Below are 14,066 nucleotides of genomic sequence, written 5' to 3' on the forward strand. Positions count from 1 at the left end.
TTTTCGTTGTTTGATCGACAAGCACTCAGAGTTTCTGTTTCAGCCATTCAGCTGTGACCCGAATGTCGTCGTCGGTCAGACCATGCCAGCCCTCGATTGCGCGGACGTCAATATCGGCACCATCGTCCCGCAGCGCCTTTGCCAATGCGCCCGAAGCATCACCGAAAGGATCGGCTGCGCCGTTCAACTGAAGAACGGAAGCATCGGACAGATCGGCATCCGGCTGTTCCTCCAGCACTTCCGAAGCACGCAGCAAAACCGCCTTGTGGACGATATGCGGATGAAGCCGCATGAAGGCCGCAAGCAGGTTTGCCCCGTTGGAATTGCCGATAAAGGCCAGCCGGTCCGGGTCGATGTCATAGGCCGCAATCGCGCCTTCAACGAAAGCCTCAAAGGCTTCCGCTTCGAACCGGATGTCCTTCTGGTCGAACCGCTTTTGATCGAAACGGCGGAACCAGCGCTGAATACCTTCCTCCGTGCTGCGACCGCGAACACCGATAAGCGTAGCGCGCGGCGCGGCAAGACGGGCAAGCGGCATGAGATCATTCTCATTACCGCCCGAACCGTGCAGCAGGATCAGCGTGCTGCCATCCGGGTCTTCCGGCAGATGAACACGATGGACGAAGGGCAGATCGCGATAGATCACCCGCTCCTCACCCGGCAGGCCGAATTGCGGCATGCGGGCGCGGATCGCTTGGGCCTGCTTCTCATTGCCCGGCGGCACGAACAGAAGCTGCCCCAATGTTTCCACCGGCTCGTCCACGGTGAAACCGGGGGCGTCGGTGGCAAATTCGAACAGGGTTCCGCCCGGCTCCCGAACATAGAGCGAGGTGAAATATTTGCGGTCATGCACGTTGACCTCGCTGGAATTGAGCTTCGACAGCTCCTTTTCCAGCGTTGTCACATCGTCGGTTGCGCTGGCGCGAAAGGCCACATGATCGGCAATGCCGGTTCCCGGAATGCCGGGCCAGAAGCCGCTCGCATCGCGCACATCGATGGCGTCGCCGGAATCCGACACAAGCCGGTCGATGGTTTCTTCCTTCCCCTGACGGTGAAAGCCGAAATAGCGCTCAATGAAAGCGGCAGTCTGTTCTGGCTGTTCCGACAGGATGGTGGCGGAACGTATCCGGCGAATGGCGAATTCAGCCGGAATACCCTCACCGGACCACGGATCATTGGCTGCCAGATCGGTGCCGACCAGCTTGACGATTACACCATCGGGATCGCGCAACCGCAGAACCGGCTCGCCGAATTCCTGCACCGGTCCCTCGGACTGTATGTGATAACGCAAGGCGCGTTCCAGCCAGAAGCCAATGGCCGTGCGGTCGATGGAAAGCGCAATTTCGCTGACCTGCCCGTGACCGACGCGGCCTTTTGAACCGTCTTCCCAGACCAGAAAGGTGATCAGCGAACCCGGCGTGCCGGAGCGGTCGCCATAGAACAGATGCAGCTGCTCCGCATCCTCGAAACCGCCCGTCCGCTTGACGATACGCAGACCCAGAAAGCCCGCATAGAAATCGACATTCGCCTGCACCTTGCGCGTGATCAGCGTGAGATGATGGATGCCACTGGTCATGATTGCGATCTCCCGTCCTTATAAAGTCGAGCAAGAGATAGTACAGCCAGCGCGGATTGCCCATGGGGCTATGCGGTGACGGATTGTCAACGCATACGGTCAAAGCGGCGGTACGGGAACAGTGCTTGTCTGGGGAGGTTCAGAAAAAGAAAAAGGCCGCGCGGGAGGAGGATGCGCGGCCTGATCTTCGAATACGGCTGGGAGGAGGAGTGCCGTATTCCGGTATCGAGTTCTGGGAGGAGGAGTGAACTCGATGACCAAGTTCTAACTGGTGGCTCATTTTTCAACAACGGTTAATAATGCATGTCAGTTATGCAAATTCGACAATGCTCAAGAAACAGGCAGTCGCCAAAAATGCACAGGCGCCCGCAAAACGGGCGCCTGTTCAGGTTGTTTTATCTTTATATAACAGAAACTTACAGGAATTGCGCGATCAGGGGTGCAGCCAGCACATTCACCAGTCCAACCAGCACCATGACGAGACCGGCGATGGAACCTTCCTCGCTGCCGATCTGGTGGGCCTTCGCCACGCCAGCGCCATGTGCGCCCATGCCGAACAGTGCGCCACGCGCCAGCGTCGAACGCAGCGGCAGCCAGTTGAGCATCATTTCACCGAGCGCCGCACCGAAAACGCCGGTCAGCACCACGAAGATGGCGGTCAGGTCCGGCGTGCCGCCAATATCACCCGAAACAGTCATCGCAAAAGGCGTACTCATCGAACGCGGCATCAGGCTGAGGCTGATCGCCTCGTTGAGACCGAGCAGATGCGCCAATCCCCAGGCCGAAGCCATGGCCGACGAACTGCCGACCAGCACACCAGCCAGCAAAACCGGCCAGTACCGCCGGATCGTCGCGCGCTGCTGATAGATGGGAATTGCGAAGGCAACCGTTGCAGGGCCGAGCAGCGCCACCAGCCAATGCGTGGCGCCGAAATAGCCACGATAATTTTCGTTGAGCGCGACGACCAGCCCCATCAGCAGAAGCGGCGTGACGGCCAGAGGTGTCAGCCACCACATGGGAAAGCGGCGATAAACGCGCTTTGCAGCAAGATAAAGCAGGATCGTGGCCGCCGACCAGAACAGCGTTGCCACGAAGGGGTTACTTGGCAGCATAACGAAGGCTCCAGCGATAGCAGAGGTCTACCGTCAATGCGGTGACGCTCATCACCGTCAGCGTGCCGAGCAGGATGACAGCCATGATCTTGAGACCAAGCACGCCGATCAGTTCGCGGTGCTCAAGGATCGCCAGAACGGCAGGCACGAAGAACAGCAGCATCTCGGCCAGAAACCATTCCGCGCCGCGCTTCATGCTGAACAGGCTGACGCGACCGCTCAACAGCAGCGCCAGTACCAGTCCCATACCGATGATACCACCCGGCAGGGGCAGACCGACCGCGCGCACGAAGGCTTCACCTGCCAGCCAGAAGCCGACCAGCGTCGCAATCTGCATCATGCGGCTGTGGTGCAGCGCATAGCGGAAGCGGACAGCAAGAGTATGAGCATTTCTGGAGGCGTTCATGGGCTTCTTCCCGGGCCGTTGCCCGTTTGCATTCGGTCTGTTGTTGAGGATCAATATAGGCTGTCTTGGCTTATTCTAGAAATGAATTGATTTCATTGCAGCTATTCCGATATAGAATAGCTCATGAACTTGAGGAGCTTTCAGGCATTTGTGGAGGTGGTGCGCCAGGGCGGGTTTTCCGCTGCGGCCAGAGCTATTCACGCGACCCAGTCCACGGTCAGCAAAGCGGTGAAGCAGCTGGAGGAAGAGCTGGGCCTTGCCCTGCTCGACCGCGATGCCACCCCGCCGCGCCTGACTGCGGCGGGCGACATCGTTTATCGCCGCGCCCTGGCCATGCTGGCCGAGAAAGACGATCTGCTGGCGGAGCTTGGTGAATTGCGCGGCCTGAAACGCGGCCTCCTGCGTCTCGGACTGCCGCCCATCGGCTCCAGTATGTTGTTCGCGCCGGTCTTCGCCGCCTACACCAAGCTTTACCCGGATATCGACATTCAGCTGGTCGAGCATGGCAGCCGCCGTCTGGAAGAGCTTCTGCTGGCGGGCGATGTCGAGCTTGCCGCCTCGCTTCTGCCGGTCGAAGACAGTTTCGAGTGGCAGGACGTGCGTTGCGAACCTGTCGTGGCCCTGCTCCCCGCGACCCATGAGGCGGCTTCCGGCGACGGCGTCACGCTGGACCAGATCGCAGGCTTGCCTTTCATTCTTTTTGAAAGCGGCTTCGCACTCAATCATATTATCCTCGATGCCTGCCAGCAGCATGGCTTTACCCCGAATGTCGCGGTCCGCTCCAGTCAGATCGATTTCATCGTCGAACTGGTGGCGGCGGGCATGGGCGTCGGCTTTTTGCCCCTGATGATCGCCGAGCAACGCCATCATTCCGGCGTCCGCATTCAGAAAATCACCGATGCGGACATGAACTGGAACATGGCCCTGATCTGGCGCAAAGGCGCGTTTCTGTCCCATGCGGCGCGAGCCTGGCTGATGCTTGCAAGTGGCGGAACTTCAAAAAAACCTTGAAGCGCGCGAAGCAGCGCCTATCTCAGATAGACACCTACGCTACGCGCCATCCGGCGGCGTTCCGTCTTGACCCTTGTCAACTAAGAAGGAGGCTATGATGGACGGTCAGGTTATATTCTACAAAGGCGACAGAATCCTTTACCGGCATCATATCGAAGTGCAGGACGACGACTATTCCAAGGGCGTCAATGACGCCTTGATCGCCTTCCAGCGCAACTATGCCGGCTTCGACCTTGCGGGCGACGATATTCACGTCCGCTTCAAGAAGCCCGGAGATGTTTAACGGCTGACTTAATCAATCGAGATTGGAGCGCGCGTCCGGTATAGAGCCGAACGCGTGCGGCTCCTTCTGTCGGCATGATCAGGCAGCTGCGTAGGCAGCTTCGCGCGCCACACGACGGATGTCGTTGCGGCTGAGGCCGAGATCGCTCAGTTCGCGGTCGCTGCAGCTTTCAAGCTCGCGCAGGTTTTCGCAATACTGCATCCAGCGATTGAATTGGGTACGAAGATTGATTGGAAGGCTCATGGCGATATTCCCCTTGTTTTTATCTTCCTCCCATAATTGAGCTTCCGCTTTTCCCGCTTCTTTGAGAAGTGCAGTTACTGCATGGCTGCAATGTGATTGGCGAAATCCTACAAATTTAGCTCAAATAATTTTTCTTCTAATTTAGGTTGCTCTTTTAAAGTGAAACTTTTCCGGTTAGACGGGAGGTCGAGTGCCTTCTAAAGTCGATGCAAGCCGGTAAGAATGAAAAAAACGCTCATTATAGTCGGTAACGCTCCCCTCCCCCGCGACCTGTCGCGCGAGGTCGATGCAGCGGATTTCGTGGTTCGTTTCAACGAGCCCAAGCAGTCCATCGGCATGAGCGGCACGCGGACCGACCTTCTGATACTGGCGACCTCCAGCAAGCCGATGCAGCGCCGCCTGCGCGATCCGGGCTTTGTGCAGACCCCGACATTCAAGGCCGCGAAGGAAGTCATGCTCGCTTATCATCCGAGCATCATGCGCCTGTACCACCCCAAGCCGAACATTCTCTCGCGCCTCAAGGGACGGCGTTCCGACTGGACCGTCGAGACCATCGAGGTCGTGGGCGGCGCTGGCAAGGAAATCCGCCTCATGCCGCCGCAGTTCTACATTGACGGCTGCAAGGAACTGGGTGTCGGCGAAGAGAACTTGAGCAAGGTGTTTCCGAGCACCGGCTTTTTCGGCATCTGGCACATGCTGGGCGAATGCCCAGCCGAAAGCTGGGACGTGAAGCTGTGCGGTTTCACCTGGGAAGGCTGGAAGCGACACACATGGGGCGATGAACGCGGCTGGGTAGAGAAAAAAGTGGCCTCCGGACGCATCAGTATCATCGAATAACCCGATTAGCTCGGGTCTTGGCAGCAGATCTCGTTAAAGGAGTATTTGAATGACTGAACCGTTACGCATTTTTATTGGCTGGGATTCCCGCGAACCGATCGCTTATGAAGTCGCCAAGGCCTCGGCGCTGAAGCATTCTTCCATTCCGCTCGAGATTGTGCCGATCAAGCTGCAGGATTTGGTTGATCAGGGCGTCTATACGCGCGACATCGATCCGCTGGCCTCCACGGAATTCACCTATTCTCGCTTCTTCACCCCATGGCTTGCGGGCTATAAGGGCTGGGCGCTGTTCTGCGATTGCGACTTCCTGTTTCTCGGCGATATTGCCGGATTGCAGGCCTATAACGACCCGTCAAAGGCGGTTTATTGCGTTCAGCACGACTATCAGCCGAAAGACAGCGTCAAGATGGACGGCAAGGTGCAGACGACCTATCCGCGCAAGAACTGGTCGTCCTGCATGTTGTTCAACTGCGAACATCCTTCGACGCGCCAGCTGACGCCGGAACTCGTCAACCGCGAAACGGGCGCTTTCCTGCATCGCATGCAATGGGCTGCTGATGATGAAATCGGCGCATTGCCGACCGAGTATAACTGGCTTGAAGGCTGGAACGAAAAGCCGGAACACGGCCTGCCGAAAGTCGTGCATTACACGAGCGGCGGTCCATGGTTCAAGGACTGGCAGAATGTCGATTATGCCGATCTCTGGCGCGCCGAGGCCGACATTGTTGAACCGGGCTGGAAGCCGATCTGATCGCCAGCCTTGATCGCGCGAAAAATCCTACAGCTTTTTAACCGGCTCCACGCTACATAGATGCCATGAATGAAACGCGTCATGAATCTCCAGCGCAAGGCGGATCACAACAACCTGCCGCGCAGCAAAAACCAGACGGCCCGAAGAGGGCCGGTTCTGTGGCATTGGAAGACGGCCCAAAGAGGGCCGTCAAGGCTTTCATCATCCATCTGAAGCGGGCGAGTGATCGTCAGCCGCAGGTGGCGCAGCTCATTGAAAGCCTGCCAATGCGGGCGGAAGTGATTGACGCCATTGACGGGCGCGTGCTCGATGAAGACACCATCCAGCGCGTCTATCGCCGCTCGGTGCACAAGCCGCACTACCCCTTCCCCCTCAGCACCAATGAGATTGCCTGCTTTCTGTCGCATCGCAAGGCATGGCAAGCCATTGTCGATCAGAAGATCGACGCTGGTTTCGTGCTGGAAGACGATGTCGAGCTGACGCCGGAATTTGCAGCGGCTTTTCAGGCTGCTCTGCAACTCGTTGACCATGACAGTTTCATCCGTTTCCCCTTCCGCGAACGGGAAACGGGCCGGGAAGTGCTGAATATCGACGGCGTTCGTGTTATCCTGCCTGTACCGGTTGGCCTTGGCATGGTTGCCCAGCTTGTCGGGCGGGAGGCTGCAAGACGGCTGCTGGCCGCGACCGAGACGTTTGACCGGCCGGTGGACACCACGGCGCAGATGAACTGGGTGACGGGGCTGAAGCCGCTTTCCGTCCTGCCCGGCGGCGTACGTGAAGTGTCAGTGCGATTAGGTGGCAGCACTATCCAGAAATCCCGTTCACTGCCTGATAAGCTGAAGCGGGAAATCCTGCGTCCGCTTTATCGCTGGAAAATCAAATCCCGCTCTCTTAAAGGATAAAGCGGTTTCCTTTGAAATAGAACTGCCCTAGCTATTTGTCTTGCGCATGTCGCGACCCGCGAAACCGCGCAGCTTTGCTGGAATATTCTCGTGAGGATTGCCTTGTCAGTTCCAATTCTTCTTTATCACCAGATTGATGTTCCGCCCCGGCACAAGGCGCCTTTTCGTAGCATGACCGTGCATCCCGACCGCTTTCGCAGCCAGATGGCCTGGCTGAAACGCCTCGGTTACCAGGGATTGTCGTTCAAGGATGCACTGCCCTACATCTATGGCGGCAAAAAGGGCAAAGTCGCGGTCATCACCTTCGATGACGGCTTTGAAAATGTGTTCCGTAACGCACTGCCTGTCTTGCAGGAGCATGGCTTCACCGCCACGAATTATTTCGTCGCCAACCAGATCGGCGGCTTCAACCTCTGGGATCAGAAAATCGGCGTGGCGCGGGCCAATTGCATGAGCGCCACCGAAATGCGGGAATGGGCCGCGCTCGGTCACGAGGTGGGATCCCACACGCTCGACCATATCAATCTGCGTGAGGCCAGCGATGCAGAGGCGCAAGTGCAGATCCGGCAATCCCGCGAAAAGATCGAGGATTTGCTCGGGCAGGAAGTGATCTCCTTCGCCTATCCCTATGGCGGCGAGAATGACAGAACGCGCAAGATCGTCGAGCAGGCAGGCTATAAATATGCAACCACGACGGAAAGACGTCGCGCAAAACCAACAGACGATCCGTTCGGCATTCCGCGCCTGACGATCCGGCGTAACGATATATGGCTACAGTTCCTGCGGAAGTGCCTGCTGGGTTAGCTTTAGATATTCTTAGTCTGCGTTGGACTCATAAAATGTGAGTCCGCCCTACTGATTCGTGCCCGATCTAACTGCGTAATGTCTAACTTAGACAATCGGAATTTACAGAATCGCAGTGACAACAATTTAGGTAATTCACCGATGCAAATCGACCAAAGCATTATCAATAGATCTGGGAAACGGATTTACTTTGATCCCACCGATAAGCGCGGTGAACAACTTGCGGGTTCCGATGGGACATTGGCCCCGTATTCTTTGGCCCTTTGGAATGTCGCGTTGAAGCTGTGTCCGTGGGACTACGTGGTCGATGTCGGGTGCAATTATGGGGAGATGCTGGTTTCAGCTGATTTACCCGTTAAAGCAGAAATCGTTGCATTTGAACCGAACCCACGCATACTTCCTTATTTGAGGAAGACGCTATCGGAGAGTGGAACACCCGTCCGGCTGATCGAACGGGCTGTCGCCGAGGCTGTTAAGGAATCGACCATTTTTGTGGTCGATGAAGACTGGTCTGGAACTTCCGGTCTACCGAAAGAGACAGACGAGACGGTTTTTGGTCATAATCATAGGCATTCCGATATTTCCGTCGCCGTAACTACGCTGGATCATGAATTTCTGGATATCCAGCCAACGAATATCTGCATCAAAATTGATGTCGAGGGCCACGAGTTTTCCGTGCTGGCAGGTGCAAAGAAGCTCTTCGAGCAAGCCGCAAATTGGGCAGTCGTACTCGAAATTCTACATATGCGCCCCACAGAAATATCGAAACTTGCAAAAGATTATTCACTCTATGTTCTGGAAAAGCATTCGGAGAAAATCGTCAAACTAGACGGTGCTAACCCCAGCCGCCTGGAACATCAAATTTCTGACCTTTCACTATATTTACAAGACGCTCTCCTGGTTAGTTCCGATACGATCATCAACGATACAGTACTGTTTCAGATGCCAGCCGATAACGGCGGACTCCAGACGCACAAACTTGGTCACCCAAATTCAACGGAGACGGCTCCGAGGCGTGTGGTGTACACGGCACTCATTGGTGCGTATGAACTTCTCAACGAACAACCCGTAGCAGAGAGCAGCAAAATCGATTTCATCTGCTTCACAGATGACCCGGCTCTTGTCAGCGAAAGTTGGGAAATTCGGTTGATTGAACCAAGATTCCCGAGGGACACTATTCGCAGCGCTCGGTATCTGAAGGTTATGGGACCGGACATATTGGGCGAATATGACGAGTCCTTATGGATCGACAATTCCATAGTTCTTCGCGCAACGCCTGAGTCTATTCTTGATGAGTGGCTCGCCGATGCGGATTTTACACTTCCGTTGCATGGTTATCGCGAGAGCGTCGCAGGCGAATTCGACGCCGTCGACGCCGCTGGCTACGACGATCCATCACGCATTTACGAACAGATGATCACCTATGCAGCAGTACGTCCTGCCGTACTGGAAGAAAAGCCATACGCGACCAATTTTATGGCGCGCCGACACACCGCCCACCTACGCGAAGCAATGCGCCTATGGTACGAACAGATACTTCGCTATTCACGAAGGGACCAATTATCGCTCAACTATGCTCTTTCTGTTACTGGTCTCCCAGCGCACGGTATAGACATGGACCTGTTCCAAACGGACAAGCATCAGTGGCCCGTCAGTCGCGAACGCAAGACCAATGTGACACGGGGACAGTTGTCCAATGTCCTGAGAATTCCTCATGTTGAAATGGGGCGCCTTGAAAACACGGCGGCGGCTTTGCAAAATGCGCTTACGCAGGAAACCGCCTTGCGCAATGAGACCGAAAGCAAGGTGTTAAATCTGCAGGCGGCGCTTGCAGCAGCCCAAGGCGAGTTAAATTCGCTTAGATCCAGCTCGTCTTGGCGTGTCACTCAGCCCTTGCGCTGGGCTGGTTCACATCTCGCCGTTCACAATCGCACTATAATAAAAAGAGGCGTTCGCGCGTTATGGCGAACAATCACGCTCGCCAGCGTCCGTAACCAAGGTGATCGCGATCATTGAATTTAGATTCTGTCAAAGCGAAGCCAATCCCATGATCAAACTCAGATTAGCAATCAAACCGAAGCTTTCATCGCAGTATGATTAGCTAACCGCTTCTGCAAATCCACCATAAAGCCGCGTTCGACCAGACATTCCGGTCCCGTATATTGAACGGAGCCGGAATAGACCAGCGACAGGTCGTCGGAAAACCGGCCGCTTCCGACGATAGCTTTGTAATGCTCCGATCCGCCTGCGTGGCTTCCTTCCGACGCAATCCGCTGGAACTCTTCAACCGAGCGCGACGAAAACCGGTAGTGCAGCAGCGCGCCGGTGACAGGCAAATAGTTGCGGAAGCAAGGGCCCGGCCCGTGAATACTGCCCCGGCGGTAATCGGTCTTATGGTCGACCCAGATCAACGGAAACTTGGACAGGCGCATGCTGCGTCCAAAAAGGCGCTGGCGCGGACCGCCGCGCACGGCGACGCCGAAGCGCTCTTGCTGCACCGTGTAACCATCGCCATCGAAATGTGACGACACTTCAAACGGATATTGCGTTCCGTCATCAACAAATACGCCGTCGCGCAGCAGACCGGCGGGATACATGTCGATCATCGGCGCCAGACAGCGCCGGATTCCGCTCGCTTCCAGTTCCTGAATGAAATCGCGCAGGCTGCGCTGTTCCATGCGTGGAAAGACGAAGAACTCGTCTGCATCCACCGAAAGATACCAGCGGCGGCGACCGTAAATATTGAATATCGCATCGCGCCAGGCGCGCCCGCGATTGGCCTCCGCATAGCGAACATCGGAAACGAACAGATCGACATCGGCGGCATTGGCGAGAATCTCAGCCGTCCCGTCATCCGACTTGTCATCCACGACGATAAAACGTGTGACACCCAGCGCACGATAATAACGCAGGAACGAATTCAGATAAGCGGCGGCATTGCGCACCACGCAGATCAGCGGCAGATCGTCCGGCAGCAAAGCCGCGAAACTTCCAGACGACGCAATCAGATTGGCCTTGCTGCGTCTTTTGGGAACAGACAGCCGCGCATGACGCCAGCGCAACTTGAACTGCTGTGCCGACGAAGCGCGCCAATAGGCGGCCCAATCCAACTCGTTTGACGCTGGATAGTGCATGGGCGGCAAAGCGGACTTCATAAGTGGGTTGTCTTTCACGGGGAACTAATCAGCGACATATTGGTGTTTTTTGCTGGCAAATCTATGCCCGCACGAATCACGCTGTGTTATGTCGCGACAAGAATGCGTGAACACCGATATCTGCCAGCCCCGCGCTTTTGGCTGCATTTGCTTGATCTCGATCAATGCTGCTTCAATAAAACGTGGCAAATTGCCCGCAACCGCGCCATGGACGACAAAGGCCAAAAGCGCTAGTTAAGGCAAAGACAAGCGCATCGGCCTAAAAATCGGGAGCGATTTTTCGGAAACACGGTGCGTCGAATCAAATAGTTAGAGCGAGTTTTGTGCGTCCGGAAGGACGCGCGGCCCTCTAAGGAGCGCATGATGGATTATCGCCGGTTTTTCGAAGAAGCGATTGATCAGTTGCACGCCGAGAAGCGTTACCGCGTTTTCGCCGATCTTGAACGCATCGTCGGACGTTTCCCCCGCGCGATCTGGCGAAACAACGGCACGGCCCGTGAAATCACCGTCTGGTGTTCCAACGATTATCTCGGCATGGGTCACCATCCCGACGTGATCAAGGCCATGTGCGACACCGCAAGCAATGCCGGTTCCGGCGCTGGCGGCACGCGCAACATTTCCGGCAACAACCATCCGCTGGTTGAGCTGGAAGCCGAGCTGGCCGATCTGCACGGCAAGGAAGCCGGTCTGGTTTTCACCTCCGGTTTCATTTCCAACGAAGCCTCGATCTCGACCATTGCGCGCCTGTTGCCAAACTGCCTGATCCTGTCCGACGAGCTGAACCATGCCTCGATGATCGAAGGCGTGCGCCGCTCGGGCGCAGAGAAGAAGATTTTCCGTCACAACGACGTCGAGCATCTGGAACAGCTTTTGAAGGCCGCCGATCCGGCGCGCGCCAAGCTGATCGTGTTCGAATCCGTCTATTCGATGGATGGCGATATTGCGCCAATCGAAAAGATTGCCGATCTGGCCGACAAATATAATGCCATGACCTATATCGATGAAGTTCATGCCGTCGGCATGTACGGCACGCGCGGCGGCGGCATCACCGACCGTGATGGTCTGGCGCACCGCATCGACATTATCGAAGGTACGCTTGCCAAGGCTTTCGGTGCGCTTGGCGGCTATATCACCGGCTCACGCGCCATTATCGACGCTGTTCGCTCCTATGCGCCGGGCTTCATCTTCACGACCGCCCTGCCGCCATCGGTAGCAGCGGCTGCAACGGCTTCGATCCGCCATCTCAAGGCATCACAAGTCGAGCGCGATGGTCAGCAGCGTCAGGCGCAGCAGGCCAAGGACGTGCTTTCGGCAGCGGGCCTGCCCGTCATGCCTTCAGACACGCATATCGTGCCCGTGCTGGTCGGCGATCCCGAGCTTTGCAAGAAGGCCAGCGATCGGCTGCTCGATGTGCATGGCATCTATATCCAGCCAATCAACTATCCGACCGTGCCACGCGGCACCGAACGCCTGCGCATCACGCCGTCGCCGCTGCATGACGATGCGCTGATCGACGGGTTGAAGGATGCGTTGCTGGAAGTCTGGAACGCGCTTGGCATTCCCTTTGCCGAAAACGATGCCCCGCAGGCAGCCAGTTCTGAGCGCGTTGTGCCGCTGATGGTTTCCAAGGCGGGCGGCTAAGCGCTTCGCAAAGTGCTGAATGAAAAAAGGCCGGTTTTCACCGGCCTTTTTTCAATTAAAGCTGCTCGATCCATTTTACGAGCCGCGCTGCGGCCTCGTCGATCTGATGCGGCGCACGACCGAAGCAAAGGCGGAAGAATGCCTCTCCGCCTTGTCCGAAGGCGCTGCCGGGTGCGAGGCCCACATTGGCCCGGTCGATCATATCGATGGCCGCCTTGACGGAATCAGTCACGCCTTCAACGCCGAAGAACAGATAAAATGCGCCTTGCGGCGGCGTGAGGCGCACCTTGCCGGTTGCCTGCAAGGCCGAACACAGCCTGTCGCGGGTGGCGCGGGCGCGCTCCACCTGCATGGCAATAAACGGTTCGCCCTGATCGAGCGCCGCCACTGCACCGCGCTGCATGAACGGCGCCACGCCGGAATTGGAATACTGGATCATGTTTTCGATCACAGGACCGACGGAAGGATGCACGGTCATCCAACCCACGCGCCAGCCCGTCATGGCCCAATTCTTCGAGAAGGAATTGACGAAGATGATGCGGTCGTCGGGCTCCATGATTTCCATGAAGGACGGGGCATGGCCGCCGCCATAATAGAAATGCGTATAGATCTCGTCGGCGATGATCCAGAGCCCGTGCTTGCGCGCGAGATCGAGGATAAAACGCAGTGTCTCGCGATCAGCCGTCCATCCGGTCGGGTTGGACGGCGTATTGATGAACAGCGCGCGCGTGCGCGGCGTGATGGCGGCAGCGATTTTCTCCGGGTCGAGCACCCAGCCATTCGCGCCGAATTCCAGTTCGACCGCAACGGGCACTGCACCTGCGAGACCGGCTGCGCCGACGAAATTCGGCCAGGCCGGGGACAGATAGATCGCTTCCTCGCCCGCACCGACTGTCGCCGTCAGCGCCATTTCGATGGCATGCATGCCGGAACCGGTGACATAGAAATTCTCCGGCTTCAGGGGCAGCGGGAAGTGACGCGCATGATAACGGGCCAGCGCCTCGCGCAGTTCGGGAATACCGGCCTGCCAGGTATAGAAGGTCTCGCCGTCGGTGATGCTCTTCTGTGCCGCATCGCGAATGAAATCTGGTGTCGGCAGATCGCCCTCGCCGACCCACAACGGAATAAGACCCTCGCGGCCTCGGCCATGATTGGCAACGGCGACAATGCCGCTTTCTGGCGCTTGCGCTGCTTCGCGGCGGAGACTGGCTAAAAGTGTCATGATGATCCTGCGCTGCTTGGTATGTGTATATCGGCCTTAGCAAGACCCGACCACAAAATCACTCGGCATTTTGTGATGATCCGATCATCGGTATTGATGAATGCCCAAAAGAAAACGGAGCCT

Annotated in this window: 14 protein-coding genes; 8 read left to right on the forward strand and 6 right to left on the reverse strand. The window is 56.8% G+C overall.

Going from position 1 to position 14,066, the window contains the following annotated elements; genetic code table 11:
- Positions 1–25: 25 nt before the first annotated feature.
- From FHW00_RS10795 to FHW00_RS10805, 3 genes are all read right to left on the reverse strand, one after another.
- Positions 26–1,576: a VOC family protein gene (locus FHW00_RS10795; RefSeq protein WP_078337938.1), complete on the reverse strand. Its 1,551-nt coding sequence runs from the start codon at positions 1,574–1,576 to the stop codon at positions 26–28.
- Positions 1,577–1,992: 416 nt separating this feature from the next.
- Entirely contained in the window at positions 1,993–2,688 is a 696-nt protein-coding gene (locus tag FHW00_RS10800; protein WP_078337936.1) for an LrgB family protein, read from the reverse strand.
- Positions 2,675–3,094, reverse strand: a complete 420-nt coding sequence (locus FHW00_RS10805; RefSeq protein ID WP_078337935.1) for a CidA/LrgA family protein — start codon at positions 3,092–3,094, stop codon at positions 2,675–2,677. The genes FHW00_RS10800 and FHW00_RS10805 overlap by 14 nt, the downstream gene beginning before the upstream one ends.
- A 123-nt stretch (positions 3,095–3,217) precedes the next feature.
- On the opposite strand from FHW00_RS10805, the gene FHW00_RS10810 reads away from it, so the two are divergent.
- Both FHW00_RS10810 and FHW00_RS10815 read left to right on the forward strand, forming a co-directional pair.
- On the forward strand, positions 3,218–4,105 hold the full coding sequence (locus FHW00_RS10810) for a LysR family transcriptional regulator (protein WP_078337934.1): 888 nt from the start codon (positions 3,218–3,220) through the stop codon (positions 4,103–4,105).
- 97 nt (positions 4,106–4,202) lie between these two features.
- Complete coding sequence (locus FHW00_RS10815; RefSeq protein ID WP_078337933.1) at positions 4,203–4,388, forward strand: hypothetical protein; 186 nt, start codon at positions 4,203–4,205, stop codon at positions 4,386–4,388.
- A 78-nt stretch (positions 4,389–4,466) separates the two neighbouring features.
- Here the strand turns inward: FHW00_RS10815 and FHW00_RS10820 are convergent, their stop codons facing one another.
- Entirely contained in the window at positions 4,467–4,631 is a 165-nt protein-coding gene (locus FHW00_RS10820; RefSeq protein WP_210261360.1) for a DUF1127 domain-containing protein, read from the reverse strand.
- A gap of 222 nt (positions 4,632–4,853) precedes the next feature.
- Here FHW00_RS10820 and FHW00_RS10825 point away from each other — a divergent pair, with 222 nt between their 5' ends.
- The 5 genes from FHW00_RS10825 to FHW00_RS10845 all read left to right on the forward strand — a co-directional run bounded on the left by FHW00_RS10825 (position 4,854) and on the right by FHW00_RS10845 (position 9,941).
- Positions 4,854–5,468, forward strand: a complete 615-nt coding sequence (locus FHW00_RS10825) for a hypothetical protein (RefSeq protein ID WP_078337932.1) — start codon at positions 4,854–4,856, stop codon at positions 5,466–5,468.
- A 49-nt stretch (positions 5,469–5,517) separates the two neighbouring features.
- Positions 5,518–6,219 (forward strand): glycosyltransferase, encoded by a 702-nt coding sequence (locus FHW00_RS10830; protein WP_078337931.1) that lies wholly within the window; start codon positions 5,518–5,520, stop codon positions 6,217–6,219.
- 158 nt (positions 6,220–6,377) lie between these two features.
- Positions 6,378–7,121 (forward strand): glycosyltransferase family 25 protein, encoded by a 744-nt coding sequence (locus FHW00_RS10835; protein WP_445557894.1) that lies wholly within the window; start codon positions 6,378–6,380, stop codon positions 7,119–7,121.
- Between the two features lie 102 nt (positions 7,122–7,223).
- Positions 7,224–7,925: a polysaccharide deacetylase family protein gene (locus FHW00_RS10840; protein WP_078337929.1), complete on the forward strand. Its 702-nt coding sequence runs from the start codon at positions 7,224–7,226 to the stop codon at positions 7,923–7,925.
- A gap of 141 nt (positions 7,926–8,066) precedes the next feature.
- Complete coding sequence (locus tag FHW00_RS10845; RefSeq protein ID WP_162762620.1) at positions 8,067–9,941, forward strand: FkbM family methyltransferase; 1,875 nt, start codon at positions 8,067–8,069, stop codon at positions 9,939–9,941.
- A gap of 53 nt (positions 9,942–9,994) precedes the next feature.
- Here the strand turns inward: FHW00_RS10845 and FHW00_RS10850 are convergent, their stop codons facing one another.
- Positions 9,995–11,080 (reverse strand): glycosyltransferase family 2 protein, encoded by a 1,086-nt coding sequence (locus tag FHW00_RS10850; RefSeq protein ID WP_078337927.1) that lies wholly within the window; start codon positions 11,078–11,080, stop codon positions 9,995–9,997.
- Positions 11,081–11,443: 363 nt separating this feature from the next.
- Between FHW00_RS10850 and hemA the strand changes: the two genes are divergently transcribed.
- Positions 11,444–12,721: a 5-aminolevulinate synthase gene (gene hemA, locus FHW00_RS10855; RefSeq protein WP_078337926.1), complete on the forward strand. Its 1,278-nt coding sequence runs from the start codon at positions 11,444–11,446 to the stop codon at positions 12,719–12,721.
- Positions 12,722–12,776: 55 nt separating this feature from the next.
- Here the strand turns inward: hemA and FHW00_RS10860 are convergent, their stop codons facing one another.
- Complete coding sequence (locus FHW00_RS10860) at positions 12,777–13,943, reverse strand: pyridoxal phosphate-dependent aminotransferase (protein WP_078337925.1); 1,167 nt, start codon at positions 13,941–13,943, stop codon at positions 12,777–12,779.
- Positions 13,944–14,066: the final 123 nt, after the last annotated feature.

Origin of the sequence: Ochrobactrum sp. P6BSIII (assembly GCF_014138065.1) — a bacterium.
GTDB lineage: Bacteria > Pseudomonadota > Alphaproteobacteria > Rhizobiales > Rhizobiaceae > Brucella.